This is a genomic window from Psychrobacter sp. W2-37-MNA-CIBAN-0211 (genome assembly GCF_040309405.1).
Classification (GTDB): Bacteria; Pseudomonadota; Gammaproteobacteria; order Pseudomonadales; family Moraxellaceae; genus Psychrobacter; species Psychrobacter glaciei.
In genome coordinates, this window is record NZ_JBEOOU010000005.1 from 59,958 (window position 1) to 85,489 (window position 25,532).

General features: G+C 41.0%; 20 protein-coding genes. 8 read left to right on the plus strand and 12 right to left on the minus strand.

What is annotated here, in order from left to right; translation table 11 throughout:
• Window positions 1-34: 34 nt before the first annotated feature.
• From tssA to AAEY72_RS07235, 10 genes are all read right to left on the minus strand, one after another.
• Window positions 35-1,189, minus strand: a complete 1,155-nt coding sequence (tssA, locus tag AAEY72_RS07190; protein ID WP_352310037.1) for a type VI secretion system protein TssA — start codon at window positions 1,187-1,189, stop codon at window positions 35-37.
• Window positions 1,189-4,170 (minus strand): type VI secretion system ATPase TssH, encoded by a 2,982-nt coding sequence (tssH, locus tag AAEY72_RS07195; RefSeq protein ID WP_352310038.1) that lies wholly within the window; start codon window positions 4,168-4,170, stop codon window positions 1,189-1,191. Before tssH ends, tssA begins: the two co-directional genes overlap by 1 nt.
• Before the next feature lie 153 nt (window positions 4,171-4,323).
• Entirely contained in the window at window positions 4,324-5,379 is a 1,056-nt protein-coding gene (tssG, locus tag AAEY72_RS07200; RefSeq protein ID WP_352310039.1) for a type VI secretion system baseplate subunit TssG, read from the minus strand.
• Window positions 5,343-7,166, minus strand: coding sequence for a type VI secretion system baseplate subunit TssF (gene tssF / locus AAEY72_RS07205; RefSeq protein WP_352310040.1), 1,824 nt, complete (start codon window positions 7,164-7,166; stop codon window positions 5,343-5,345). The genes tssG and tssF overlap by 37 nt, the downstream gene beginning before the upstream one ends.
• Window positions 7,167-7,243: 77 nt before the next feature.
• Complete coding sequence (tssE, locus tag AAEY72_RS07210; protein ID WP_352310041.1) at window positions 7,244-7,735, minus strand: type VI secretion system baseplate subunit TssE; 492 nt, start codon at window positions 7,733-7,735, stop codon at window positions 7,244-7,246.
• A 96-nt stretch (window positions 7,736-7,831) separates the two neighbouring features.
• On the minus strand, window positions 7,832-8,335 hold the full coding sequence (locus AAEY72_RS07215; RefSeq protein ID WP_025651832.1) for an Hcp family type VI secretion system effector: 504 nt from the start codon (window positions 8,333-8,335) through the stop codon (window positions 7,832-7,834).
• Between the two features lie 54 nt (window positions 8,336-8,389).
• Window positions 8,390-9,880 (minus strand): type VI secretion system contractile sheath large subunit, encoded by a 1,491-nt coding sequence (tssC, locus tag AAEY72_RS07220; RefSeq protein WP_010199976.1) that lies wholly within the window; start codon window positions 9,878-9,880, stop codon window positions 8,390-8,392.
• Window positions 9,881-9,883: 3 nt separating this feature from the next.
• Complete coding sequence (gene tssB, locus AAEY72_RS07225; protein WP_010199981.1) at window positions 9,884-10,396, minus strand: type VI secretion system contractile sheath small subunit; 513 nt, start codon at window positions 10,394-10,396, stop codon at window positions 9,884-9,886.
• Window positions 10,397-10,423: 27 nt separating this feature from the next.
• Window positions 10,424-11,086 carry a tetratricopeptide repeat protein gene (locus AAEY72_RS07230; protein ID WP_352310042.1) on the minus strand — a complete coding sequence of 221 codons (663 nt, stop codon included), beginning with the start codon at window positions 11,084-11,086 and terminating at the stop codon, window positions 10,424-10,426.
• A 144-nt stretch (window positions 11,087-11,230) separates the two neighbouring features.
• On the minus strand, window positions 11,231-11,701 hold the full coding sequence (locus tag AAEY72_RS07235; RefSeq protein WP_352310043.1) for a hypothetical protein: 471 nt from the start codon (window positions 11,699-11,701) through the stop codon (window positions 11,231-11,233).
• Between the two features lie 227 nt (window positions 11,702-11,928).
• Between AAEY72_RS07235 and AAEY72_RS07240 the strand changes: the two genes are divergently transcribed.
• The 7 genes from AAEY72_RS07240 to AAEY72_RS07270 all read left to right on the plus strand — a co-directional run bounded on the left by AAEY72_RS07240 (window position 11,929) and on the right by AAEY72_RS07270 (window position 23,973).
• Complete coding sequence (locus AAEY72_RS07240) at window positions 11,929-14,895, plus strand: contractile injection system protein, VgrG/Pvc8 family (protein ID WP_352310044.1); 2,967 nt, start codon at window positions 11,929-11,931, stop codon at window positions 14,893-14,895.
• A 20-nt stretch (window positions 14,896-14,915) separates the two neighbouring features.
• Window positions 14,916-15,662 (plus strand): hypothetical protein, encoded by a 747-nt coding sequence (locus AAEY72_RS07245; RefSeq protein ID WP_352310045.1) that lies wholly within the window; start codon window positions 14,916-14,918, stop codon window positions 15,660-15,662.
• 1 nt (window position 15,663) lies between these two features.
• Window positions 15,664-18,150, plus strand: a complete 2,487-nt coding sequence (locus tag AAEY72_RS07250; RefSeq protein WP_352310046.1) for a M23 family metallopeptidase — start codon at window positions 15,664-15,666, stop codon at window positions 18,148-18,150.
• A 4-nt stretch (window positions 18,151-18,154) separates the two neighbouring features.
• A complete protein-coding gene (locus AAEY72_RS07255; protein WP_352310047.1) occupies window positions 18,155-18,997 on the plus strand; it encodes a hypothetical protein in 843 nt (280 codons plus the stop codon).
• A gap of 285 nt (window positions 18,998-19,282) precedes the next feature.
• Window positions 19,283-20,830, plus strand: a complete 1,548-nt coding sequence (locus AAEY72_RS07260; protein ID WP_352310048.1) for a DUF2345 domain-containing protein — start codon at window positions 19,283-19,285, stop codon at window positions 20,828-20,830.
• 13 nt (window positions 20,831-20,843) lie between these two features.
• Complete coding sequence (locus tag AAEY72_RS07265) at window positions 20,844-22,991, plus strand: LysM peptidoglycan-binding domain-containing protein (protein ID WP_352310049.1); 2,148 nt, start codon at window positions 20,844-20,846, stop codon at window positions 22,989-22,991.
• A gap of 1 nt (window position 22,992) precedes the next feature.
• A complete protein-coding gene (locus AAEY72_RS07270) occupies window positions 22,993-23,973 on the plus strand; it encodes a hypothetical protein (RefSeq protein WP_189580821.1) in 981 nt (326 codons plus the stop codon).
• Between the two features lie 96 nt (window positions 23,974-24,069).
• Here AAEY72_RS07270 and AAEY72_RS07275 read toward each other — a convergent pair whose 3' ends face one another.
• Both AAEY72_RS07275 and AAEY72_RS07280 read right to left on the minus strand, forming a co-directional pair.
• Window positions 24,070-24,573 carry an IS630 family transposase gene (locus tag AAEY72_RS07275; RefSeq protein WP_352310050.1) on the minus strand — a complete coding sequence of 168 codons (504 nt, stop codon included), beginning with the start codon at window positions 24,571-24,573 and terminating at the stop codon, window positions 24,070-24,072.
• Window positions 24,500-24,796 carry an IS630 transposase-related protein gene (locus AAEY72_RS07280; RefSeq protein ID WP_352310051.1) on the minus strand — a complete coding sequence of 99 codons (297 nt, stop codon included), beginning with the start codon at window positions 24,794-24,796 and terminating at the stop codon, window positions 24,500-24,502. Before AAEY72_RS07280 ends, AAEY72_RS07275 begins: the two co-directional genes overlap by 74 nt.
• Before the next feature lie 67 nt (window positions 24,797-24,863).
• On the opposite strand from AAEY72_RS07280, the gene AAEY72_RS07285 reads away from it, so the two are divergent.
• Window positions 24,864-25,457 (plus strand): hypothetical protein, encoded by a 594-nt coding sequence (locus AAEY72_RS07285; protein ID WP_189580818.1) that lies wholly within the window; start codon window positions 24,864-24,866, stop codon window positions 25,455-25,457.
• Window positions 25,458-25,532: the final 75 nt, after the last annotated feature.

Below are 25,532 nucleotides of genomic sequence, written 5' to 3' on the forward strand. Positions count from 1 at the left end.
ATTTAACCAACAGTTCTATCAATCCAACTTTAATTTAATGATCATCGTCAGAGGAATCACGTTTGGGCTGAATACCAATCATGTCAGACAGCATCGATAATTGATCTTCGTTTTTGATGATATGAGTGAGCCATTGATCCAGTGGCATATCGGCCCAATCAATCGCCCGACCGAGTAAAAAAGTCACTGGGCTGTGCGGCTCATTGGTTGCAAAGTAGTCTTGAATTTGAGCTAGCAATTTAAGCGCTTGCCGACGATTGCTTTGATGATCGCGGTTACTAGGATTAAAACTGGTTGAGCTAATATTATTTGTGCTGGCTGATTGTCCATTACCATCCGACATTAAAGGTTCATTGGGATCAATCAGGTCGACATTATCGGCTTGGCTCTCTTGACCCATACTATGAGCAGTATCAGAATATGCTGGTATCAATGGACGCAAATGCTGCGTCAGTGCAATCAATAAATCCGTCACTGGTGCGAAGACTGGTGCATCCATACCCATCAGATTATTGAGCTGATCGGTCAGTGTCTGCCACTGCTCAGTGACTTTATTCAGATTGCTCATCAGTGCTTGTTGCCAAGTCTCACTACTGGTCTTGATGGCTTGGTTATAATCACTAAGCGTCAATTGGCTGGACGATTCGCTATCAGGATTTTGCTGACGCTGCTTGTCATGGTCACGAGCGGTTAGATAATAGTTATAATTATATTTTTCTGTTTTTGTATCAGAGAGTGATAGCTGTTTTAGGTCATCAGTGAGCGCTTTTACAAACCATGACAATAGCCCTGCCCTAATATCCATGCTGTCTTCTTCACCGTCTAATGGTGGATACATGGTGAGCCAGTACTCGTCATTGAATGCTTGCAATACGCTTAGCCCATGACTAATACCTGCCAGATGATCTGTATGACTCAAGGCATCAACGTACCAAAGCGCCAACTTCATGTCCTTACTGGTATGGCTCAGCAACTCTGCACACTGGTTTTTGACAAAATCCCAATCAGCGACTTTTAATTCAGTGACCCAGTTGCCTTGTGCCAGCAGTGGATCGTCCTCTTGACGAGCAGCAACGATGGCATCGATACGTAAATCAAAAGTCAGGTCTTCGCCGACACCATGATGACTGCCATCAATAGGAGCGATAAGGGCATTGATATCGGTTAGTAAGGAATTACCCATATTCATTATAATAAATCCTTCTTAACAGATTTTTTACTGATGGTTTTTTTTACTGATGGCTTTTTCACGGCAGCCTCTTTAGTAGCAGGCTCTTTTTTAGTAGAAGATTTTTTGGTAGCTGGCTTTTTGGCTGAAACTGGTTTGCTTGCCGACTTTTTAACCTTATCCTCAGTCTCACTTTCACTGTATTGCGCCATCTGATTCAGTGGCACAACCGCATCGGTATCAAGACGATACGCAAAATTATCTTCATCATCGACGAATACAGTAATTTTCTTGAGGACACTTTGACTGTCATCGTGAGCCAATAATTGACCTGCCAGCTGCGGTAGCAAGGTATGACTGATAATAGCATCGGCGTTACGTGCACCAGAGTCGACCTCATGACAACGTGATAAAATCAGCTCGATCACTTCAGGATCAATGACACAAGGGACATCATAATTGTCATGAATACGGCCAGTGATTTTATCCAGTTTCAGGCGAATGATTTCTGCGAGCGCGTCATCCGTTAACGGATAATAAGGAATGACCGTTAAGCGACCCAAAAACGCGGGTTTAAAGGCTTTATACAAATGCGGATTAATAACTTGTTTTAGGCTATCACTGTCTGGCAGGCTAAAATCAGTAACGGCTGGATCAGTATTGATGCATGCCTGCATAATCGCAGACGAACCAACATTACTGGTCAATAAGATCAGGGTGTTTTTGAAGTCAATCAAACGTCCCTCGCTGTCTTCCATCACCCCTTTATCAAAGACCTGATAAAACAAATCCAACACGTCTGGATGGGCTTTTTCGACTTCATCGAGCAAGAGCACGCTGTAAGGACGACGGCGAATCGCTTCGGTCAACACACCACCTTCACCATAGCCAACATAACCTGGCGGCGAGCCTTTTAACGAGGCAACGCTGTGCGCTTCTTGATACTCTGACAAGTTAATGGTGATAAGGTTACGCTCACCCCCATACAGTACCTCTGATAGCGCCAATGCGGTTTCCGTCTTGCCCACACCGCTTGGCCCGACTAGCATAAACACCCCTTGCGGGCGATTGGGGTCATCTAGGCGCGCTTTTGCGGTATGAATCCGCTTAACGATAGCGGCCACAGAATGATCTTGCCCAATGACACGTGCTTGCAAGGTATCAGCCAAATTTAAGATATGGTCTTTCTCATTCCCTGCCATATCGTTAAGTGGAATCCCTGTCCAATCCGAGATAATCTGTTTAATCACTTGTCTGTCTAATACAGGATGAATGAGGCGATGTGTCTCTTGTACTTGTTTTAGTGACTGCTCAATACTTTGATATTCAGACTGTTTGTCTAAGCGCTCTTTTGCACTAAGTATATTTTTATTAGAGGCATTATCAGCCTTACCATTCAACTGCTGATTGAGTGCATCAAGCTGATCATTAAGCTGACGTTGCTCCTGCCAGCGAGCTGTCATGTCAATAATGCTTTGTTGATTCGACTGACGCTGCTCATCAAGCACGGCAATTTTTTGGCTGACTTTCTCTTTTTCATCCACACCGCCGATACGCTCAAGCTGTTGACTGAGATTGTTGATATGCTGCTCTAATTGCACACCTTTGGCTTGTAGCCTATCTAGCTGATTGGGCATGGCTGTCTTTGATAAACTCACCCGTGCCGCTGCCGTATCTAATACGCTGACCGCTTTATCAGGTAGTTGTCGATCACTGATATAACGTGCGGATAATTCAACCGCCGCTTGTAGCGCATCATCGTCTATTAAAATACCGAAATGCGCCTGCATCTTGGCACTCAACCCACGAATCATCGCTACAGCCGTCTCGATATCAGGTTCATCGACTTTGACGACTTGGAAGCGACGTGATAATGCCGCGTCTTTTTCGAAGTATTTTTTGTACTCTGACCACGTCGTCGCAGCAATGGTTCTCAGCTCACCACGAGCCAGCGCCGGTTTCAGTAAATTCGCTGCATCGTTTTGACCTGCCTGCCCACCAGCACCGATAAGGGTATGTGCTTCATCAATGAACAAAATAATCGGCTGTAGCGAGGCTTGTACTTCTTCGATGACTTGCTTGAGACGATTCTCAAACTCCCCTTTGACGCTCGCCCCTGCTTGTAGTAAGCCCATGTCGAGACTCCGTATCGTCACGTCTTTTAGCTGATCTGGCACTTGACCGGCGACTATTTTTTGCGCCAAGCCTTCTACCACAGCGGTCTTACCCACACCTGCTTCACCCGTCAAAATAGGGTTGTTTTGACGACGACGAACCAAAATATCGATCAGCTGATGAATCTCAAACTCACGGCCGATGACCGGATCTATTTGCTCGGCACTGGCCTTTGCAGTCAAATCGTAAGTATATTTATCCAACGCAGGGGTCGACTGAGTCGTGGGTTGCTCTGTTGAAGACACCTGACTGGCTGTATTCTTATCTGCACTATCCTCAGTGTCTTTATTGATGCCTCTGTTATTGGTACTTTTATTACTGCTTGATCCACTGCCCTCGGTACTACCGAGACACTGGCGCTCATAGTCATCTTTTAAGGTAAAACGATCGATATACTGTAGCTGCTCAGGAAGGGTTTTGAGTAGCGACTGATAACGCTCATATGCCAATAGCACGAGCAATATGTGCCCAGAGCGGATTTCTAGTGCGCTATTATTATCAGCACTCTGACCATGTTGGCTACTGGCTAGCTCCCATGCGTCCTCTAACAACGCCATCAATCCTTGACTAAACACAGGGGTAGAGCCTGTTGCTTGACCAAAGGTATTCAGCAAATCGGTCATGTCTGCTAAAAGCGATGGCTGAGCAATCTTATTGAACTTAAGTATCTGAGCCACATCATTGTGCGGCGTAGCAATCAGTTCACGTAGCAGATGGACAGTATCAACTTCACGATGCCCGTTATTGATACAAAGCCTAGCTGCCTGCTGCAAACACTGTCGACAGCTTGGGCTTAAGCGGGTAATTACAGCTTTTAACTGGCTCATAAATCTTTTCCTTTGGCATGTTCAATAGACTTAATATTATTTTTATAAAACCGATGTATGGCTCTTAGTAATAGATAAAACCTATCTATATATAAAACTCAGTATTTCTCATAAATGAGCAAGCAACTTATCTATCTATTAACCATAAAATCTTTACTGAATAGGCAACGCATAGCGGGTGTCATCATGATGCTGAGTCGCAGGCTTCGATACCAAAAACCCACCCTGCCCTAAGCCACCAAAGCTGCTTTCTGATAATGACAAAGGGGTAATATATTGCTTGTCTAGCTCCAGCTGCATTTCGACCGCCAAGCTCACACCGCACCATTTACGAATAAAATCGATAATGACGCGATACATATCCCCTGCAGGCAACAGTCTTAAATAGCGTTTGGCATCCAACTGATGAAAGACGATTCTAATTTTGCTATCGAACTGTACAGCCCGCGCGCCGCAAAATGTAGATATCCCAAGTGCCGCATGCTGACCACCGAGTGCGGTCTGCTCGCTAGCGGGCAGATCAAACCACTCAGGCACGAACTGCTGAACGCTGACCGTGCTATCTAAGAAGTGCGACAGTACATGTGCTAACTGATCAGCGGTCAGACGTCCGGGGGCAATCATGCCAGCATAAGCAATCAAGCTATCGATTGCCGTTAGCTTTTTCGGCTGCCGTGCCAGCGCTCGCAAGCTCAACAGGTAGCTGTCTTTCTTATTATTTAATTCATACTGTAATGGCAAATTATAAAACCAGCTCGCTTGTACGTACAAATCCGTCAATCGATGGTTAAATAAGTCCAAAAAAGCGGGGGCTGCTTTGTCTTTTGCATGATTGACTCGCGATGCTAAATGGTCGGTATACATCGCGGGCAAAGCTGATAATGGGCCTGTGAGTCCGATAACTGCTGGACAAACCTCTATCTGCCTGGCCATTAACGAACTGACATTTAATGAATTGTCCTTTATTTGGTCATCCTTTACTGAACGGCCACTGTCTTCCATATTGTCTTGAGCAATGAGCGCCATCGACTCAATTTCAGCTTGCGGATACGCCAATGACAACGAGGCACGGTAGCGCACCTCAATAGGGGCATGCCCCATACCGAATTCATGCTGAACCAAACGCAGTGCTTGCAATAGCTCATAGGATTGCGGTGCCGCCAGTAAATCCGTTAAATAAGAGGACTGAGACCGCTGCGTGGCTGACATCTGTATATCTCCTCTTTGGTAACGGCATCACTGATGGCAACCTCAACGAAGCTGTTTAAGCTGGCGTGATAGCCAAAAACATGGGCCAATAAATGGGCAAATTGGCGGATACTCACTCCAGCAAAATTCTTTTGGTTAATCTGAATATCAATGACCGTACCGCGTACAAACCCAGGTTGCGGCAAGCGCTGAATTCGCTGAGCTTTGATACTGGTGGTGACAGAGACGATGCCTTCTACCAGCAGTTTATTCGAGGCAGACTGGGTAATGTCATAGAGCGACAGATACTCTTTCATCAGCTCAGCGTCTTGGGCAGCAAGTGATAAAAAATTCAAACTGATCAGCGATATTAGTCGCCAACGCTCCTCACCAGTGTATTCAAAACGTGCCGTTCTGGTAGGCTGCTTTAATAATGACAGACTACTAAAGCCCGTCATCCCCTCACTAAACAAATCACCTCGGCTTTGACCGAACACTACTTGCGCGGGCAAGTCTCTATTGGTGCATAGCAGAGCAGCACTTATGCTCACCGCACCTGACACATCCTCACGCTGCTTTTCTACAAACATAATCTGATATTCAAAGCCCTGCTTAAATTCAGCCATATCCTTATCGCGTTTGATATGATAATAACGACCATCATCTTGCTGCTCATAGTGATTGAGCGCATAAAACGGATGATACTCACGTTGTATCAAACGATTATTACTTTGCTTGGACTCTATGACTTTATTGACCTCATAAATCTCATGTTGAAAAAGCGCACGAGTATCGGGCACCAAATCATAATAGATAGAGCGATGAGTGACTTGAATGGGCTTGGCGGCTGCCTTGAATAGATTGACCACGGGCGTACAAAACAGCTTAATACTGCTGGCACTCAGTTGCTGCAAGTTTTTTAAATGGATGGTGTTTTTTTTATCAAACTTAAAATAACAGCGAATCTCAAAACCAGTGCTATCAATTTTTAAATTGGGACAAACACGGCCAAGATTGAGGCGTAAGAAATTGAATTTTTCAGGGAAATAAAAGTACTCTTTTAATAATGCAGAGGCAGCGTTACTCACTCGATGACTAGGAAGAATTTGCTGCTCCGGATCGAAGCCTATAATCTCAAACGGACTACCCGTTATCTTATTGACCTGCCTACCATGAAGGTGTGTTTGTTTCACATCACACCCTAGCAGATCCCACAAGCTGGTGCCTTGACTGGCATCCTCATCTATATATAAATCTAGCGGATGATTTAACAAAGCCTGATAGTCAAAGCTCGGATTAAGGCCTTTAAATTTAATGCTAATGCAGCCGTTAAGCAGTCCATGCTGATTATCGTATACTTCTTGGCGCGTCTCAAAATCGACGCTATCTATCTGTAGCGGTAGCAACGTCACGTCTTGGGTTGACTGAAACTGGCAAGGCGTGCCGTTGATTTTTTGACTAGCAAACATACTTTTTTTAGGCACTAAAACAGGCTCACTCATCGCATTGCCCTGCACGCCTAGGTTAAACTGTGCAATAGAGACTGATGGAAAAGGCTTAAGATAATCGGGATAAACGACTTCTAATAGAGATTCGGTAAAGTCGGCATACGAATCGTCTAGCTTTTTATTGATGCGCGCACTAATCAGTGAAAAAGCCTGTATCAATCGCTCAATATGCGGATCATCTACCGTATCGTGACCCATCAATAACCGATTGGCAATTTTGGGATACTTTTTGGCAAATTCTTTTGATTGCTTATTAAATAAACTAAGCTCATGCTCAAAATAAGGAAGTAGACTGTCCATGATGCCTCAATATAGTGATCGCTGTTAACTGTAAAGATTGAGCGGTAACACTGGTTATTTCATTAAATTAATAATGACTATTTTATTAAATAACGCTGAGAGCTTGGCTCAAAGAACGCATCGAAACTGACCAACTCTTGGGCAGGATAAACTTTCAGTAACGCTTCAATTGAAAAACACAGCTGATTGACATCAACAGCGCCAATATCTAGCGATACTCTGACATTCTGCAGACGACTGTCTTGCTGCTCGACTGTCTGCGCGATTTGTCGGCAGATATAATCACAGTCTGCAGGATTGGCACTACTCAGTCCCACAAAGTCCAATATGCCAAAGTTTAGTATCGATGAGCGTACATGTTGATAGGCTTGCAGCTTACTCGACACCACACAGCGAGTATTTAATAACGCTTCTAGGTCTTGGGCTACTGAAGACTTTAACTCATCAATATTAAGCCTGCGAACCACGAGTTCATGCGCTAAATGACGAGGCTGGTCATCGAATAGTTGCTCAAATAAATTTGGGCGAAACCCAACTTTATGATTAGAGACGTTAGCGGCGTAATTCATGGATATAGTCATCCTCATTTAAAAAAATAAAAAAGAAAGGCCTAGATATAAACCTTTCTTCATTGACACAATAAATGAATAACACTTAACACCAGTTTAGGCAGTATAAGTAGCAGTGTTATTGGCTAATGACCACTTCTTCGTCACAGCACCTTTAGCAGTACCATCGATATCTTGCTGGGTGTAAGTCCACTCAACAGCAGCATACTTGATACCGACTTTTTCGATTGGTACGCCTTCAGAGCGGACAGTTGGCTCAACACTAGCAATGAGCGCATGCTTAAGCTTTACTTCAAGATATTTAACGCGCTTATCACCGTTGGCACGATAAAAGTCAATTTGAATTTCATCAAAAGTATAGCCAGCAGAACATGCTTCCCATAGCTTAGGACTGGTCGAGTCCAAATCTTTCATAAAGGTCATATCGGCATGTTCACAGCGCTCAGAAGTGTGACCACCAACGCTGCTGGCTGTCGCTGATTTTGGCTGACGAATCAAGTGATCCCAAGTATTTACTTCAAGCCAACCTTTATGCTCGCTGTCACGAGACTCACCGTCAATTTTGTACTTACCACGGAACTGAATATAAATATCTTTCATATCACACACCTTATATTTAAAAATTTAAATTTAACGTTGGGTTTTAATAAACGATCAGCTGTTGCTAGACTGCGGCAGTTGAGTGACCAGACGCAAAGAAACAGACAATTCGTCAAGCTGAAAGTGTGGTCTCAAAAAGACCACGGACTTGTAGACACCAGGTTTGCCTGGCACTTCTACAACTTGTACAGAAGCTTCGCGCAGTGGGTACTGGGCTTTTGCTTCTTGTGAGGCTCCATCATCTAGCAAGACATAGCGAGAAATCCAATCATTCAAGAACGACTCAACATTACCAGGTGCTAAGAAACTACCTACCTTATCGCGCATCATTGCCTTTAGATAATGGGCAATACGTGATACTGCCATGATGTATTGCAACTGAGTCGACAGTACCGCATTGGCGTTGGCATCATCGTTTTGATACGTTTTGGCTTTTTGAACTGATTGCGCACCAAAGAAGGCTGCATAATTGGTATTTTTGCAATGGACTAATGGAATGAAACCCAAGTCACTTAACTCTTTTTCACGGCGATCGGTAATAGAGATTTCCGTTGGGCATTTAAGCGCTAAGTCCCCTTCATCAGTCTTAAAGGTATGGACCGGTAAACCTTCAACCAAGCCGCCACCTTCCACACCGCGAATAGCCGCACACCAACGATAGTCAGAAAAGGCAGAAGTCAATCGTGAAGCAAAAGCATAAGCGGCATTCACCCATAGATAATCACTGTGATCATTACCAGAGACTTCTTCAGTGAAGTTAAAACCCTCTACCACTGTGCCATCTTTGGGATCATAAGGCAGACGACCTAAAAAGCTAGGCACTGTCAGCGCCACATAGCGAGCATCCTCTGACTGTCTAAAGGCGCGCCAGCGTATATATTCAGCCGTTTCAAATATCTTTGATAAATCGCGTGGGCGACCAATATCAGTAAAGGAATCAAGTCCGAACATCTCAGCGGAAGCCGCCGACACAAACGGTGCATGGGAAGCGGCCGCAACATGAGACAACTGCTCAAGCAGATACATATCAGAGTTTTGGCGAGTAAATTCAAAGTCGCCAACGATTGCTGCATATGGTTCACCACCGAAACTACCGAACTCTTCTTCATATATTTTTTTGAACAGCGTGCTTTGGTCAAAGTCTATTGAAGATTGAAAGTCTTTGGTAAGCTCGCGCTTCGTAGTATTCATCATGCGTATCTTAAGCATGGATTCAGACGGGGTTTGGCTACATAGATAATGCAGACCGCGCCAGCTAGATTCTAGCTTCTGAAACTCAGGTGCGTGCATGACCGTCGTCAGCTGCTTAGAGATCAGCGCATCAATTTGCGCAATTCGTGCATCAATAGATGAGGCTAAATTGTCTGATAATGTCACCGTGCCTTGCATGACTTCATTGGCCAGCTCGGCGATTTGCGACTTCGCGCGGTTTTTTTCATCATCGGACTTGGCAACATTACTTTTATTGACGATTTCTTCGAGTAAGTCATAGCTTTCACTATTCAATGGATCCGTTGCTATCTGCTGCTGGGCTTGAGCATTCATCGTTTAATCCTCACCGTCAGTTTGATTTTGTTCCGCCATTTTCTTGACTTGTTCAGTGTTCTTAAGCACATCATCCAATAGGTCTTCAAGTTTTTCGTTGGCCGATATTTTGTTGCGTAAATCTGCCAAGCGATCTCGTGCTTGTACCAGTTGCTTTAATGGCTCAATTTGATCAGCAACCGCTTCAGGGCGAAAATCGTTGATACTATTGAATGCCAAATCAACCGCGAACTCGCCGCCTTTGTCACTCAAGTCATTGCTTACTCGGAACGTCGCACGTGGTGCTAGACCTGACATCACCTCATCAAAGGTATCCAAATCTACTTCGACAAATTTCTTGTCTTTAAAGCGTGGTTGCTCAAGGGTAGAATCTCCTGAAAACTCTCCCAACACCCCAACGACAAACGGAATTTCTTTCGTTTCGATCGCATCGCCCACTTCAACGTCATAAGTCAAATGCACCCGAGGCGCACGTACTTTTGCGAGTTTCTTTTGCACACTATCTTGATTAGCCATAATAAGTTGCCTCAGCAGTTTCTGGTTTCAACGTAATATACTGAATGGATCAGTAGATTTGGTGTTGCTACTTCTAGGGGATGATGGTTTAGCCGGTCTCTGAACGGGCTTCGCTTTTGGCAATGGACGTGACTTCTGTTTCACTGCTGCTTTTCTTTTAACAGGGGCGGCTTGTCTTTTGACGGCTGCGCGGCGCTTCGCGTTGGACACGTTTTTGCTTCTAGTCGATCGAGCCTTCACCACAGGCGCAGGTGGTTTTGGCAAAGACTCATCATAGTTAAAACCGTAGACTTCACCATATATCTTGCTAAGCGCGTGCTGATACTCAGTTAAAAATGCCGTATCCATATCATCCGTCAAGTAATCTGACTGTAATTGGCTCTGTGAGACAAGAGCACTGCTATTTATAAGGATGCTTTTGAGCGTGGTGGTGCTTTGACCTAAATCAATTGCTTCGCTCGCGGCGTAGACAGCATAAGCATGATAGCCATTGTTGGCGTAAATCTGAGCCAACAGCTCCCAAGCCAAAGAATCCTTCGGATTACGAGTTAGCCTCTGATTTAAGTCGGCAATCAATTGATGCAACTGCGGTGATTTTGCATCCGCATTTTTAAGGGCAGCATATTGATTGATGATGCTTGACCCTGGATCTTGCTCTTGTATCGAAAGCTCACTATGGGCTGTACTCATAACCGATCCCATGATAAGTAGACCGGTCAAGATCGTCTTGGATATTTTATTAGTGACTTTGATAGCGTTTTTAATAATTGTCATCGTAAATCGGTGCTCGCTATTATTAATATGAGATGTATGCATCTGTTGACTCGATAATGATTAATCAGCCGTATTAACCAAAGTCGTTATATTGGTTAAAGTACCTTTGAATCTCGCTTTATCATTATCGTTCATCACCGCATTGTCACTATAAGCGTCAATATTACTCTCCGTTACTTTGACCGCAGAGAGCATAGCAAGTTGACGTGCTCCTACCAGCTGATCATCGAGACTCAATGCTTCGGTTGCAGCTCTTAATGAACGGGCGTACTTTTTTGATTGATAGTTGCTTTGAGCAATGGTCAGCCATTGCTGGGCTGTCACTGCACGCCCATCATCGACTTTTATGGCATCAGAAAGATAAGAGAGTGAAGGCTCATCCAACTGCTTAGCCACTGTTGGCTTAGAAACCGTTAAGGGCTGTGTGTTCTTCTTCGCGGCGCCACCGCACGCCGTCAGTAACACACTGGCACTGAAAATCACAGATAGCAGACCTACCCCTTTCAGCTTAGTACAATCAATAGAGTTCATAAGCAAATCATCATCATTAAAACAAAAAGAATAAGAGAAAGTATGACGTTATAATAGAATATATTTAGAACTAAAGTTCTTTAATGAAAAACTTATTGCAAATCGATTATACAGATACTTGACAATATTTCAATAAACTCTATACTTTTCTTAGTATATATTTTAGCAGTGCTTATTTTTAAGCGACCGACTGTACCCTTAAATCTGCAGTCACGGGAACCTCCCTTATGCCTTCGCAAACCGCTCGTCTACACCAGATTACCGTTGAAACCAATAATATACCCATTACTACCTTATATCCTGCTGCATTCTCTTGGTCAAGCGCCATTGATAAAGTGGATACTAGTCAGCTATTGTTCTACTCGCATGCTTTTTTAGATTTAAACTCTTGTTTATCTTTGGTAAATACATTTGTCTGCTTAAACACCCTTTCGGTTTCCCGTGAACCCAGTCATCGCACTGGGCTTATTAAAGCCGTCAACTACCAGCATTCAGATGGGGCAATGCATTTTTACACTTTAGATATCGTCAGCCCCGATTGGCAATTAACCCAGTGCATTCATACCCGCAGTTTCATCAATCAATCTACGCTCGATATCGTCACTACCCTCTTTGCCGACTATGAATTTGATTGGCAGTTATCTGAGACTTTGCAGGCATCAGAGCGCTTGTCTTCTCAGCTTCCTATACGCACCCAGTCGGATGTCAGTGATTGGGAGTTTATAACCGGGCTACTTGCTGATAGTGGTGTCAGTACCCTATGGATATCGGGTGATTCATTAGATAATTTAGGCTGTCTGATGCTACTAAGCAGTTTTGATGAGACAGAGTTACGACCATTAGACTATCGTTATGCCCAGTCTTCTATCCAGTCAGGACAAGATACGGTTAATGAGCTACAAATGAGGTCGCAGCAACTGGGTAGTCAGACGGTGATGGTAAGAGCAGATGGCTTAAGCGCGGATACTATTTATGAAGGCCAAGCCGCTGATGAGTCAGCACTAGCAACAGATGACACGACTGTGCTCTTAGGTGCGCCTTCACGCGTCGATAGCGATAGTGCAGCGACGGTGTTGGCACAGCAATGGGTGAATGCCAATCGCTGTCAGCGTGAACATTACCAAGCGACTGGTGCGATGCGAGGCATGGTGGTCGGTAGTCCTGTGAGTATTCATAATTTACCTACTATCGGTCGTTTGACTAGCTACTGTATCAGTACGCAGATGGTTGGGATTGAGCCGGACAGCGACAGCGTGTCTTATCACAACCAAGCCTATATCAAAGCGTGGTTACAACATACGACGCAACAGAGCGGAATGTTCATCCCCGATCATGGCTACGATATTGCTCGTGACACTGGGATTTGGGTATCAGCGACTTTGCTTGACGCTGCTATTCCTTATTGCCCTTATCCCAGTTCTTTATCCTTTGCCAGTAGCACTTACACGGGTCTCACCCAAGCGCGCACTGGTGATACCAGTTTATCAGCCTCCCCCAGCTATGACTCCAGTGTCACCGATGACAACCTACAACAAACCATCACGACCCCCGTCTACTCAGGCATCAGCCCTCACGACGATGGCACTACCCCGCCCCTGCGCGCATTGCAACTCTCCTTAGGCGCAACCCATGGCTGGCAATTTGCCCCACGGCTTGGACAATCCGTCCTGCTTAACCATTGGTACGGCGATATTGACAGTCCAGTGATTAGCAGATCGCTCTATGACGGTATCGGTATGGGCGATGTGGACGCAACAGACATCACTACTCGCGATGCAGGCTTATCTAATAGACACAACCTACAAGGCGGTGCCTCTCCTAGATGGCATGGCGGTGGTATGGGTCACTCACAGATCAATGACGATGATGGACACAGCGGCTGGCTATCGGGTATTGCTCAATATGGACTGACCTGCGACTCTGAAGTGACCATGAGCTTTGATGACACGCCAAACAAGATCGGTCTACAGTGGACGGTGAATACTGGGGCGCGTGCCAATGCTGATATGCCAACGATTACAGATCAAGCGACCTTTGCCCCTGATGAGCATGTATTAGAGCTTGGCGTGCTGCGTCATCGCTTTAGCAATCATCAATCTAGCGATAGTGGTCAAGGGATCAATCTAGCAACCGACCATGGTTTACAAATCACAGGTGATACAGGCTTATTACTCTCCACTTTCGGACTAAGACACAGCCAGTCAGAGCACGAGTCCGCTTGGGTCAATGATGCAGGACAACGTCAGTTAAAAATGGGCACTGAGCTGAGTGAAACCTTTAAAGAGGCAAAGCAAGCACACTTGCAATCAACTGAAGCACTTAGTAATGCCCGACAGTCGATAGAAGGGTTTAAGAGTACGGCACAAATCATCGATGAGACGTTAAATACGGAAGTCTTAGGCGCGGCGGATGTGCTACTGGTCAGTAAAGACAGTATATTAGCCTCAGCAAGCAATACGCTATGGACGGCGAAAACGATCGTCAAACAGTCAGGCAGCACGCAGTCGGATGTGGTGGCGGGCAATTATACGCTGACGGCAGATAGTATTGATTCGCTCTCAGGAGTGGGTGGTCAAGCGAGCGTATCGGGCTTACATATCAGTGCGAATACAAAGCCGGTAGCGATACAAGCCCAAGGTGGTGAGTTGCAATTGCACAGTCAACAAAGCATGACGATTGGTAGTGAGGCTGGACAAGTGAATGTGTCGAGTCCGAAGCGGATTAAGCTGCAAACCAGTGCAGGAGCATCCATCACGATCGATGAGAGTGGGATTAAGCTGGTGTGCCCGGGGGTGATTAAGATTCAGGCGGTGAAGAAGGGGCTTGTTGCGGGGGCGAAGGTTAGTGCGCCAGTAATTGCTTTGCCGACTTCAGGGTTGTTTAGTAAAGCGTTTGATCTCAAGAAATTGCTACCGCAAGATTTAATAGACCAAGGTATCAGCTATAAGCTTATCAACCACACAAGAGGTACAGAGATCAAAGGAAGGCTTGATGAAGATGGTCAGACGCTAAGAGTGTTTGGTGATAAAGCTGAGAAAGTTGAGTTAGAACTTATTGGCAACGTGAACCATAAAGGAGAGATTAAAGCTATTGACGTATCAAATCAGATAAAGAGCGATCATTGCTCTATTGAAGATCTATTTGAAGATTGTGGTGATAATCATGCACATGATGAAGACGACTTTGGCTGTTAAACTTCTTAATAGGATAATTTATGTACTTATTTAAAGATAAAAATCTATGCTTTTTTTCAATGTTCCTCTTCACGACACCATTCATCAGTGTAGCTCAAACCACAAACGAAGAAGATTATCAAAGTTATATAGATAGCATACCACGCGTTCAGCTCAAAATGATTGGTCGTTCACAAGATGAAGAGAACGAACCTTTAGAGCAAGCATATACTTCAGATTCTTTAAGCTATACAGATAAGCTTAATATCAAGCTGGCATTGGATAACGTTTCTTTTCGATATTTAACCTACGAATACGGCAGTGGAAAATTTACCACCTATCCATTTGAACTAGTGAATGAAGTATTGCCAACCATAGAAGGTAGTAACCCTAATTACGACAGTAGATATGATAAAGCCTTTCAAAAAATGATTTCTAAACTTATCAGCCCTATCGATTTGGCTGACAAGGAGCTTTATGCCTTAGGATCGCAGCGAGAAGGAGTATATATACAAGATATAAATACTGATGAAAAATATGTATTTAATAAAATTTGCTTTGATAATAAATGTGCTATAGGTCAAGTATTCTACATTTTTGACCCAAAAGATTATGATATGACAGGTATGCTATATGATGGTTGTTCATTTATCATTGATAACGTAACGGGTAATAATCAGCGTACTAGAGAGCTGTTAAAAAAATATATTAGTACACAGAATCCTCTACATTATAGCTATGCTCCTGGTGCTTGTAAAAAACGCTTGTCGATAGTTAAGGAAAAATAATATGAGCCAACTAATAAAGCCAGTTAAAGGAGCAATGTATACCCCTGATAGAGTAGGATACATCGGAGCGGTTTCTAGGCAAGAATCATCTTCAGATCTACGATATTCTTACACCTATAAAGGAAAAAATAAAGAAGGTGAATATGTAGACAATCCAGCATCTGTTAGAAGACTGAATCCTTGGGACTATGTAGGGCTATTCCAGTTCTCTGAGATAGCATTAGAAGACGTAGGATGTTATATAAAAGATGAAACTAGAGACAGGAAACATCAGGATTGGGGAAACAAAAATAAAAAATATTGGACAAACAAATATAGTGCTTCATCGTTTGATGTTTTTAGAAACAGTGGTGAAATACAAATGAAAGCAATCCAATATTGGATTGATCGTTTGTGTGGCTATATGAGGAATATAAATGTAAATGAATTTTATGGTAAGACTATTACAGGAGCAAAAGATCTTAGTTCCTTCGAAGTTACAGAATCAGGAGTCATTGCAGCTAGACACTTGAAAGGAGATGATGCAGTAAAAGATTTTTTAACATCGAATGGAAAGATTAACGAAGTTGATGGCAATAAGACTAGTGTTGGTAAATATATGAGTTTATTTGCTCATTACAACGTCCAAACTTGTTGTAAAAGGAAGATATACGTAAAGATTGTAGATGCCAAAAAAATTGGCATTCCCAACAAAGAAGTTGAAATCAGCTCTGAATATAAAGGTACATTTAATTTGGGCAGAATCGTAGTTACTCATAAAACAGATAAAAACGGTAATTTACCCATAATAGTCAGACATCCAGAAGCGAAAATTCAGTTAAAAATAAATGGGAATCTTGTTGAAACAATAATTCAAAAAGCAGATCAGATACAAGGTTATGAAATACTTTATCTAGGTGAAAATAACTACTCATCCTTACTATCAGAACATAAAAAAGTGGAAGCTACACAAAAGCCTAATGATAGCAATAGTAGTACCAATAATGATAAAACAAGTAGTTCAGAACAAAAGGACGACGGTACTACTAATATTACCATTGATGAAGTAATTTTTAATATAAAACTAGTCGAAGGCGACACAGGTAAGCCTTTACCAAACACAACCTATCACCTTGAGTACAAGAACAATATCAAACCCCATAAAACCGATAGCTCAGGTGTTGAATCAGGTATAACAGCTGATGTGAGTCAATCTATTGGCGTTTATCTTGATGATGACGGTGGCAAAAAACAATCTATTTACAGCATGGCGTTTCCTGTTACTGGAGACTTAAACGGACAAACCAAAGTACTCAAAGTCCCTGTTGTCTCCTTTAACATTAAGTTTGTCGATAATAATCATCAACCCATACCTCATTACGAGTTTAAAACCCTGTATCGTGGCAGACACTCTGCTATAAAAAGAGCTAACCGACAAGGTATTAGCACTATAAAAGCCCTTGCTGGTGAAAAGCTTACTGTTATTGATGGACAAGGTAGAGCGCAAACAACCGCCATTGTTACCTATGGCTCTAAAGAATGGGCTATGATCATAGGCACAGACATCACTGAAGAAAATATTAGCGATGCCTCAGATGCTTTGAATCAAGAAGCAGCGACTACTCCAGAGACCAGTGAACCAAATAACACACCACAACCTCAAACAGAGCAAGATCCTGTTATCAAAGTAGAAAAGCCAAAGGTAACTGAGGTTGAAAAAGATACAGAAACAGGGCCGACACTTGAGGTTTCCTCAGATGAGGCTAAAATTACCATAAAGTTCGTTGATGAAGCAACAAATAAGCCACTATCAGGGCTTTCATACATTACTCAGTCTACTAAATATGGTAAGAACACTTCTGTGACAGGAAAAGATGGTACAAGAGGTCGAACACATGATTCGCTAGTAGGTATTGATATAACCGTACTGGTGTATGAAGACGGTAAGGAAGTTGAGAAAGATGTTATTACAGCAAGTGCTGATCGAAATGATATTCCTTATATCTATAAGGCTAAGAAGTCCAAAGCTAAATGGCATAATCCCTTGTCAAGAATGGAACTCAGAGGATGGTACTCTAATACACAGTGGACTCCAAACAAAAGCGACTACAAAGGAAGAACGGGCGGTAAACATGATGGTTTAGACTTATATGCACCAGAAGGTACAACCTTATTTGCTTGTGTTAGTGGAATAGTTTATGAATACTACACATCAGATACCTATGGTCATGTAATTGGCATAAAAGGAGATTACAATGGTAAAACATATTATTTCTTCTATGCACATTTATCGGAAAGATTGTTTAAGGAAGATGAAGAAGTAACTGCTGGAAATCCTATAGGTAAGACTGGTAAGACTGGTAATGTAGATAAAAAATTAACAAAAGGGCATCATCTTCATTTTGAAGTCCGCACTACTCCTAATAGAGTAGGTGGACGAATTAACCCTTACACAATTAAAGAGTTGAAAACTATTAATAAATCTCCGAGCAAGTCTTCACAAAGGTAGTAATATGAGAACGATTTTTTTAACAGCTTTTTTCTTTCTTTTAGTTGGTTGTACAGACGTTGATACAAATAGTATAGCGTCGTCTACTAGTACATCCTATAAGGGAGTAAATAATTCTTCAGAGAGCGTAGTCTTATCTGTTAGTACCTCTGAAAAAAAAGTAAATAGCGTTTCAGACACTACGGAGTCGCACTTTATTACTTATGATAAAAAATCAAGTAATTCTTTTATCTTACCGGAGGGTTTTGTTATTGAGAGAACCATTCGTGAAGATTTTAACAACAACCTAATAGATGACTATATATATCTTGCTTACTCTGAAGAACTATCAGATTTTAGAGAATTTTGGGTTCAAGATAATGGTCGACTATTTCTCACATTGAGTGATCTACCTAGCCAAAACTATCACTTTTTTATAGATGTAGATAATGACAACCAAAAAGAACTAATTAGTATAAGAGGTTATGAAGACGGCAGTGATGCACAAATTGCAAAGATAAATTTTGATAAGAAGTCGTTAGATACACTATTTTATTTTAATCCTATTATTTATAGTAACGATAAATATTATTGGGGTTACGCTTGGGATATTGATAGTCTCATAATCAATAACCAGAAAGGAATTTATAGCTCATTTACTCGTATCGAAAGAGATGATAATTTTGTGATGGCTGAAAATCAAGTAAACTTGCCTATTCTAATATTCTCACCAAACAAAGATTTTGAACCATTTATTGAAAAAACGATTCAAGATGCTAGATATCACTCTATAAGAGATATAGCAGAATTCAGTGTAAGTAATACACAGGAGATGTACCTTAATCCAAGATCGGTTAGAACTTATTAACGAGTAAACAAAGTTGATAATAAGAAGGTTTAGTAGTACCCGCAGATAGCCATTTATATATCAGCTACGCTACTTGACGCCTCAATTGCCTACACCCCTTATCCAAGCAGCTTATCCCTAGTAAGCAGCACCTATCAAGGTCTCACCCAAGCGCGTACTGGCAGCGCTACCGCACCAAGTTATGACTCCAGTGTCACCGATGACAACCTACAACAAACCATCACGACCCCCGTCTACTCAGGCATCAGCCCTCACGACGACGGCACTACCCCGCCCCTGCGCGCATTGCAACTGTCATCCGGTAGCAGTCATGGCTGGCAATTCGCCCCACGGCTTGGACAATCCGTCCTGCTTAACCATTGGTACGGCGATATCGACAGTCCAGTGATTAGCAGATCGCTCTATGACGGTATCGGTATGGGCGATGTCGACGCAACAAACATCACTACTTGCGATGCGGGCTTATCTAATAGACACAACCTACAAGGCGGTGCCTCTCCTAGATGGCATGGCGGTGGTATGGGTCACTCACAGATAAGTGAAGATGATGGACACAGTGGCTGGTTATCAGGTATCGCCCAGTATGGGCTGACCTGCGACTCTGAAGTGGCCATGAACTTTGATGACACGCCAAACAAGATCGGTCTACAGTGGACGGTTAATACGGGCAGTAAAGCCAATGCTGATATGCCAACGATTATAGATCAAGCGACCTTTGCCCCTGATGAGCATGTATTAGAGCTTGGCGTGCTGCGGCATCGCTTTAGCAATCATCAATCATCAGATAGTGGTCAAGGGATCAATCTAGCAACCGACCATGGCTTGCAAATCACCGGCGATACAGGCGTTCTACTCTCCACCTTTGGTATCAGACACAGCCAGTCAGAGCATGAATCGGCTTGGGTCAATGATGCAGGACAACGCCAGTTAACAATGGGCACTGAGCTGAGTGAAACCTTTAAAGAGGCAAAGCAGGCACACTTGCAATCAACCGAGGCACTTAGTAATGCCCGACAGTCGATAGAAGCCTTTAAAACCAGTGCGCAAATTATCGATGAGACGCTAAATACCGAAGTGTTGGGCGCAGCCGATGTGCTACTGGTTAGCAAAGACAGCATCCTCGCATCAGCAAGCAATACGCTATGGACGGCGAAAACAATCGTCAGACAATCAGGCGCTACTCAGTCGGATGTGGTGGCAGGTAGTTATACGCTGACGGCAGATAGTATTGATTCGCTCTCTGGGGTTGGTGGTGAAGCGAGCGCATCGGGATTACATGTGAGTGCGAACACTAAACCACTAGCGATACAGGCACAAGGCGGTGAGTTGCAGCTGCACAGTCAACAAAGCATGACGATTGGTAGTGAGTCAGGACAGGTGAATGTATCGAGTCCAAAACGCATTAAGCTGCAAACCAGTGCAGGAGCATCCATTACGATCGATGAAAGTGGTATTAAGCTGGTGTGTCCGGGAACGATTAAAGTTAAGGCCGTGAGGAAGAGTTTGGTGGCGGGGGCAAGAGTTAATTACAAGCCTTTAGAGTTTTTAAACTCTCCTCCTTTTGCAGTTCAGTTTAGTTTTATGAGTTTACTAGGTAAAGGGATTGAACAAGCTAAAGTTATTCTTTTTAACCCAGACACTCATGAGATTATTTCTGAATCAGAAACAGACAACTCAGGTATGACTATGCTATTACAAGATGATAATCATATGCAATATGATTCCTTAATTGGATTTGATCAGTGGTCAAGTCATTTTGAAGATGAAGATAGTGAAGGCGAAGATGAGGATGAAGATATTATTTTAGGTGAACATGGTTCTCAAGAATCCTAATTAAGGCTGTATAATGACTAAAAAAACACATATTGTAAAAAAAGGTGACACACTCTGGGGCATAGGTCAATTTTATGGCGTTAGTGTCAAACAGTTAGCTGATTGGAATAATATTAAGGGTAAGAAAATACATCAATTAAGTATTGGTCAAAAAATATTTTTACACCTTGACGAAAGTGAAAGTTATGATACGACTTTAAGAATAAAACTTTTAGACTCTGCTTTTAAACCTATCAATGAAGCTACTCTTCAACTCGAATATGATAGTAAATGCGAAACTATCGCAATTACTAACAGTATAACAAAAGATATTTTGATCAAAGATAGACATGCAGGTATCAAGATCTATTTTTTAAATGTCCATAAAAAGTTTCAATTAATTGCTCATCACACTATTCTTCCTTTAGGAAAAAAAAGTTTGACTTTAACTTCAAGAATGATGAAAGTTTCTGGGAGTAATCTTCCAGAAAAAGGGCATCAATTAGAAAAGCTCAAAGACTTAAGTAAAGTCTTGGAAAAAGAAAACCAACAACCAACTCCTCCTGTTCAAAAAGAAGTTGAAAGTCAGTCGGATGGCAATAAAAGCACTCAAACTGATAAGTCCAAAACATCAAGTAAAGCTCCAACAAAGACTAATAATCAAAACTCTTCTGTAAAAGATCACAATGAAGTAATTCGTACAGATGGCGGCACTCCAACCCATGTAGTAGCAGATTTTTATAATGACGAAAATTTAAAACTTCATCCAAATAATGAAATATATCGTCAATTTATAATTAGTGCAGCTAAAAGGCATGGCTTTGATGCTCCTACTACAGCTGCAATAATTAATGCAGAATCAGCAAAAATAGGCAGTGGTTCGTTGAAAGGTCGTTGGAAAGCAGATTCTCAGAATAGTACAACATCAGCAGGCGGTATGACTCAAATGTTAGATGGTACTTGGCGTGACATTTCCAAAAGGTCTGACTCACTGCTTTATAAGTACAAACAAAAGCATCCTAAGCTTACAGATGCGAAATTGCTAAAACTTAAATATAATCCTGAACTTTCGATTGATGCAGGAATGGTCTACGCTAAAATGAATCTTGAGACTCTAGGAAAACGTTTACCTATTAATAAAATCACTAGTAAAGCTGATTTAGCTAAGATAGCTTATCTTGCTCATCATGATGGACCATCAGGTTCTGAAAGACTAATAAAAAATGAGTACACAAGTAGTAGCTTAATGAGAAAAAAACTCATTATACAAATAGGGGAAAAAGACAAGTTTAAAAAGTATATGAAAGAAGCTAATCAAAATGGTGTGAAAGCTTATCAAACTTGGATTAGAGATTATATTGATTCGTACATAAATGTTAAAAATTTTATGCATAAAATTCCTGATAATATCTGTATAAATAGTCTTGACGCTATTATTGTCATTTTGGAAGGTGTTTCATATAAAAGTAAGAGTAATGAAAAATGTATTCCTGCTCCTGCTCCTGCTCCTGCTCCTGCTCCTGCTCCTGCTCCTGCTCCTGCTCCTGCAAAAAACACTACTAATGTGGGTGGAGGGAATCAATGGCGAAATCCACTTGATACCTGCCAAGTTAGACGTTTCGGTTATGGTTCTGCTCCATTAACTTATAAAAGCAATAAATATAGCAAAGAAAATTTAGCATTAGCTACAAATGAAATATCAAGACACGGTAGAACTTCCAAGCGTCATTCAAAGTTACATCAGGGAAATGATTTAGAAGCAGCTCTCAACAGTCCCGTATACGCAGTTTGTAAGGGACGTATCGTATTTGCCACTTCATATAGTAGCTATGGTAATTCGATAATTTTACAGTGTAATGTTGATGATCTACCAGTAAGTAAAAAGAATATACTAAGAAATAAACTCGATTTTAAAAAAGATATTGTATATTTCATATATTGCCATTTAAACAAAATTAAAGTTGACAAAGATGAGTTAGTTGAAGATATTTCCCAGCCGATTGGTCTTAGTGGTAATTCAGGCAATGCAGGAAGTATGACCTCAATATCTAAGGGTTCTCACCTTCACTTTGAAGTCAGAGATGAAGTAAGTAAATCGTTAGGCGCAACAGGACTTAAATATCGTTATGATCCTTTTCCCTTATTAGATAATTGTTCGACTATTGAAAACGGAGTCCAATAAAATGAATATTAAATTACTTTTTTTATCAATGAGTATTTGCCTCAGCGTCACTGCTTGTAGTTTTGGTGAAGCGAAGCAAAATAGTGAAGAATTATCAGATAGAAAATCTGAAAGTAATCTTATAAATCAGAATAAAAGTCAGAATAAAAACTCTATAGCACAATCATACAATGATGTTCACAAGACTGTTAGCAATGAAGTTACCAATATACTTGATATTGATCCTTTATCAGATAATGTTAATCTTGAAGTAACTGATGACATTTTTATTCGTGCAATAGACTATCCTCTTAGTCAATATAATAAGAAACTACTAGTTAAAATACATTCAGAAGATCCTTCAAATAAAAACTCTAAACCAATTGCCATTGTAACCAATTCAGATAATATTAAAGTTACTCAAGTCCCTACAATTAACGAAGACCAAAAAGAACTTAGAAAAGTATTTAATAATAACTTCGATGTATATTTTTTATCAGGGAAAAATAAAAAGAAACTTAACGTTAGTTTTAAGAACAAAGAATATATTCACATAAGCTCAAGTTATTCTGACACTAATATCTCATTACTCCATATTGAAAGTGAGGGTTCTACTTTGCGTCCTGAAGAATATGCATGGAGTTCTTGTTTGTTTATTTATAATAAAAAGGTAAATAAATTTGTGGAATTTTTTCCTGAAGGTTGCGTCAGACAAGATATCAAGCGTACTGGAGTTACGAAAAAAAATGATTATGAAAGAGATGAAGTGTATTTAGATGAAGTAAAAGTAAAAAATGGAATTTATACAATAAGTTTCAATAATTTACCCAGATTAAAAAATTCTCAATTTAATTTTAGTGAAGAAAAAATTCTAACATACAAGTTTAAGTTAGATTTAGAGAATGATAATACTCAATTTCAACTAGTAGATTGTGACTATCGTTATAAAAAAAATAATCAGCTGGTGAAAGAACATAGAGAATGCGATTATTATTTAGAGTAAGTTATATTTTCTTATAATTAACTATAGTCAGTTCAAAATAAAACTGTTATGGCCAGGACAAATATCATAAAAAAATTTAGATAAGTCATTTTGCATCTAGCCTTGACGTAGAAACTTCACCTGTGCCCATTTCTTTTCGATAGGGTTCAAGTCTGGGCTGTACGGCGGCAGCCAAAGAATACGATAACCATACCTGTTCAATAGCTTTTGAATGCGTTTATTTTTATGAAACTTGGCATTATCCATGACGATCACGCATTTGGTTTTAAGGCTTGGAATAAGTGTGAACTTGCACCAATCATAAAATATATTGCTGTTAATGTTCTGTTCAAAGTAATTCAGTGCAAACAACATCTTTTCATACAGAGCACCAATGACGTTGGTTCGTTTTTTTGCTTGCCAGTTGTAGCTATCAATACAAGGTTTGCCTATCGGTGCATAGCCATAAGGACGAATAGTTTCAGCCTCAAAGCCACTTTCATCCATGTACACAATGGGGTAGCCTTGCTGCGTAAAGCTATTAAGCTTACTCTGATACTTCGCTCTTTTTATCAGACACGCTTTTGGATCTTCTAAGGTCTTTTTTTTGGCTGATACCAAGGCGCTTTAAGGCATGATAAATGCCTGTTTTACTACAGTTTAAACGACGTGCTCGCTCATACTGGTAATCATCAGGATGTTCTTTGACATCATTAAGTAGCACGTCATCTAGTATTTTATAGGGTTTGGTTTGCCTAGTCGTTCTGCTATGAACAAGTCTCTTCCAGTTTTGTATGGTGGTTGGGCTGAGATTATAGAAAATAGCAGCTTCAGCAAAGGTCATGCCGTCATCTATACTTTTAAGAACTTGTTTACGAAAATCTAGTGAGTAAGTCATGGTCTTTATAATAATGTCATTTTCTTTATTTATTGTAGGATGTAACTTTGATATCTCACAGCCTCAAGCAATTAGTGGAAAGACAATAGTTAATAATGAAGATAAAAATAAATATTCAAAACTCATAGAGGAAGTAGATAAAGAAGTTAGTTATATTAAAATGGAAGCATCCAATTCGGACGAAAGTAAGATAATCAAAGAAACAAAACTTCCGTTAACGCTTAATAGTTACACAAATTGCAATATGGAAAATGATAATACTTTTTGTAAAAATAGGTTTCCAACTTATGATATTAAGGTTTTGCCTATTAATTTAAAGCAAGGCTACGCTGATATCAAATATATAGACACTATATTAAAACTTCCAAATATAAATGACATAGAAGTCTATATTTTAGCTAGAAATATGACAGATGTTGAAGAATATACGATAGTTACTTATAATAAAAAAATAATTGATAAACTATTGATCGGAAAGATAGGTTCAGCTGATAATTCTGATAGAAGATTTTCTATTAGCGAAAATTATAAAAATATAGAAATTAATTTTAATGACAAATCTAAAAATTATAAAGTGAACAATTCAGGAAACATTTTAGGAATCTAAACTATTAAATCTTTTTCGAATATTAGCACAGCTCAATAAGGCAGCTATAGTTAATTCTTTATTAAACATATTTTT